The sequence below is a fragment of the Desulfonatronospira sp. MSAO_Bac3 genome (assembly GCF_003838035.1).
GTDB lineage: Bacteria > Desulfobacterota > Desulfovibrionia > Desulfovibrionales > Desulfonatronovibrionaceae > Desulfonatronospira > Desulfonatronospira thiodismutans.
In genome coordinates this window covers 1-2,718 of the sequence record NZ_QYZY01000322.1, presented here as the reverse complement: position 1 = coordinate 2,718, position 2,718 = coordinate 1, and the positions used below count along the sequence as shown (strand labels likewise).

Here is a 2,718-nt window from a genome sequence, read left to right as displayed (position 1 = left end):
CTTAAGGTATGAATTATTATATCTTTACGTTCGGCTGCCAGATGAATGTCAGCGACTCCCTGTGGCTGGATCAGGCTCTGCAGGCCCTGGGCCTTAAGCCCTGCTCCAGGGAGGAGGAAGCCGATATATTTCTCATAAATACCTGCAGTGTGCGGGAAAAGCCGGAGCAAAAGATATACAGTCTGCTGGGCAGGCTGTATGAGTATACCAGGGAAAAACCGCACGTCTTCGCCGGGGTGGGAGGATGTGTAGCCCAGCAGGTGGGCAGGAGGTTTCTGGAGAGGTTTTCCTTTGTACGCCTGGTGTTCGGGACGGACGGCCTGGTCATGGTGCCGGAGGCAATCAAGAGGCTGCTCAAGGACAGGCATCTGAAGACCAGCCTGCTTGACTTTCAGGATCACTATCCGGAAAGAAAGGGATACCAGCCGGAAAAGGCCCCGGTCCAGGCTTTTGTAAATATAATGCAGGGCTGCGACAATTTCTGCGCCTACTGTATTGTACCTTATACCAGGGGGCGGCAGAAGTCGCGTTCCTCCCGGGAAATTCTGCAGGAGTGCGCCGGGCTGGTTGCCCGGGGATGCAGGGAGATCACACTTCTGGGGCAAAACGTCAACAGTTTCGGCCAGGACAAAGAAGGCAGGGATATACCTTTTTCCGAACTTCTTCGCAGCGTGGCCGCATTGCCGGGCCTGGAAAGGCTCCGGTTTACCACGTCTCATCCCAAGGATATCGATGAGGAGGTTATCCAGGCCTTCGGAGAACTGCCCGCACTTTGCCCGCACCTTCACCTGCCCCTGCAGTCGGGCTCTGACCAAGTGCTTTCATCCATGGGGCGCAAGTACAACAGTGACGACTACCTACGCATCGTTGAGAAGCTCAGGTCCAGTTGTCCGGATATTTCTCTGACCACCGACCTGATAGTGGGTTTTCCCGGTGAGACGGATGCCGATTTTGAAAATACCATGGACATTGTGAAAAAGGTCGGCTTTGACAGCAGTTTTTCCTTTAAATATTCGGATCGTCCCGGAGTTCGGGCAGCAGACATGCAGCCCAAGATCGACGATGAAACAAAGACAGAGAGGCTTGCCCGGCTTCAGCAGCTGCAAAGCGAATTGACCCGGGACAGACTTGCCGGTCGTGTGGGAAGACAGGAACTGGTGCTCGTGGAAGGCAGGAGCAAAAAACAGGGGCCGCCTGATACAGTATCCTGGACAGGCCGAGATCCTGGTGGAAGACTGGTGCACGTGCATTTGCCCGTGGAGCGGGACTGCACTGGAGAGGTGCTCCGCGTGACCATTGTCAGAGCCCACAAACATTCCCTGAGCGGAGAGGTGATCTAATGCTTATCAAAATGGAAATATTCGGACTGGCCATGGACGAAAAGACCAACATGCCCCTGGTCATATTAAAGGATGAACAGGACAAGTATATTCTGCCCATCTGGATCGGGGCCCTGGAAGCCATGGCCATATCAATACCCCTCAAGGGCATGAGCATGCCCAGGCCCATGACCCACGACCTTTTCCTGGATACATTGAATAACCTGGGAGGCCATCTGCTGCACGTGGAGGTGACCGAGATCAAGGAATCAACCTACTATGCAGTGATTGTGCTGCAGCAGGAGGAAAACGTCCTGCGCATAGACAGCCGGCCGTCCGACGCCATTGCCATGGCGGTAAGGGCCAAGGTTCCCATCATGGTTCGCCAGCAGATACTTGAAGACATCATGAAGGAGCAGCAGGGTGATTACCAGGTGGTGCTGGATGATGAAGAGAGCAAGAAGTGGGCTGAGATACTGGAGAAATTCAACCTGGATGATACCAAATACAAGATGTGAACAAGGCTGGACAAGGTTTGAGAGCAATACATGATTGATCTGCACACGCATACTGTTTACAGCGACGGTGGCCTGATACCTGCGGAACTTGCTAGACGGGCCAGGGCGGCAGGCTACCGCGGCCTGGCATTCACCGATCACGTGGATGATTCCAATCTGCGGCACATCCTTGAAAGCCAGCAAAAGGTGGTCAGAGACTACTGCCTTTATACCGAGATTGAGCTTCTCGGGGGAGTGGAGTTGACGCATGTGCCTCCGCCCCTGATGGAAACCGTAGTTAAAAACGCCCGGGATCTGGGGGCCGAGATAGTCCTGGTCCACGGGGAGACCATCGTGGAGCCGGTGGTCCAGGGTACCAATCATGCAGCCATCCGGGCCGGGGCTGATGTCCTGGCTCACCCGGGACTGATTACCCCGGAAGATGTCCGGATGGCGGCGGAAAAAGGGGTTTACCTGGAAATCACCACCAGGAAGGGGCACAGCCTCACCAACGGCCATGTGCTCAACCTGGCCAGGATCTACGGGGCAAAGCTGGTTATAAATAATGACGCCCATGGCCCTGAGGACCTGGTAAGCCGGGAAATGCGGCAGAAAATCGCCCTGGGTGCCGGCATGGACATGCAGGAATACGAACAGGCGGAGCAGAATTCCCTGGATCTCTTGTCCAGGTTGAGAAAATCCAGTAAGACAGACGTTTCTCAGGATTGAGCGATTCTGACCCTGTCAGAGCAAAAAAATGCACAGGCCGGTTTTATATGTTTGATATTAACATAAGCAACAGCATTACATATGTCCAACAGTGAAAAACTCTACCAGGAAGCAGCTGGAGCCATCCGCAGTTCTGAGTGCATGCTGGCTTTGACCGGGGCCGGCATATCAGT

Annotated in this window: 3 protein-coding genes; all 3 read left to right on the top strand. The window is 54.2% G+C overall.

Annotated elements, in window-relative coordinates; genetic code table 11:
* Positions 1–8: 8 nt before the first annotated feature.
* Genes miaB through D5S03_RS11270 form a run of 3 tightly spaced genes read left to right on the top strand, consistent with a single transcriptional unit; the run spans position 9 to position 2,545 of the window.
* A complete protein-coding gene (miaB, locus tag D5S03_RS11280; protein ID WP_287044061.1) occupies positions 9–1,340 on the top strand; it encodes a tRNA (N6-isopentenyl adenosine(37)-C2)-methylthiotransferase MiaB in 1,332 nt (443 codons plus the stop codon).
* Positions 1,340–1,837, top strand: coding sequence for a bifunctional nuclease family protein (locus D5S03_RS11275; RefSeq protein WP_287044059.1), 498 nt, complete (start codon positions 1,340–1,342; stop codon positions 1,835–1,837). Before miaB ends, D5S03_RS11275 begins: the two co-directional genes overlap by 1 nt.
* Positions 1,838–1,867: 30 nt before the next feature.
* The gene (locus tag D5S03_RS11270) at positions 1,868–2,545 is read left to right on the top strand and encodes a histidinol phosphate phosphatase domain-containing protein (protein ID WP_287044057.1); all 678 of its coding nucleotides are present in this window, start codon (positions 1,868–1,870) and stop codon (positions 2,543–2,545) included.
* Positions 2,546–2,718 lie beyond the last annotated feature (173 nt).

Excerpts from the sequence above, each read along its gene's own strand:
- miaB (WP_287044061.1), top strand. The coding sequence starts at position 9 with ATGAATTATTATATCTTTACGTTCGGCTGCCAGATGAATGTCAGCGAC.
- D5S03_RS11275 (WP_287044059.1), top strand. The coding sequence starts at position 1,340 with ATGCTTATCAAAATGGAAATATTCGGACTGGCCATGGACGAAAAGACC.
- D5S03_RS11270 (WP_287044057.1), top strand. The coding sequence starts at position 1,868 with ATGATTGATCTGCACACGCATACTGTTTACAGCGACGGTGGCCTGATA.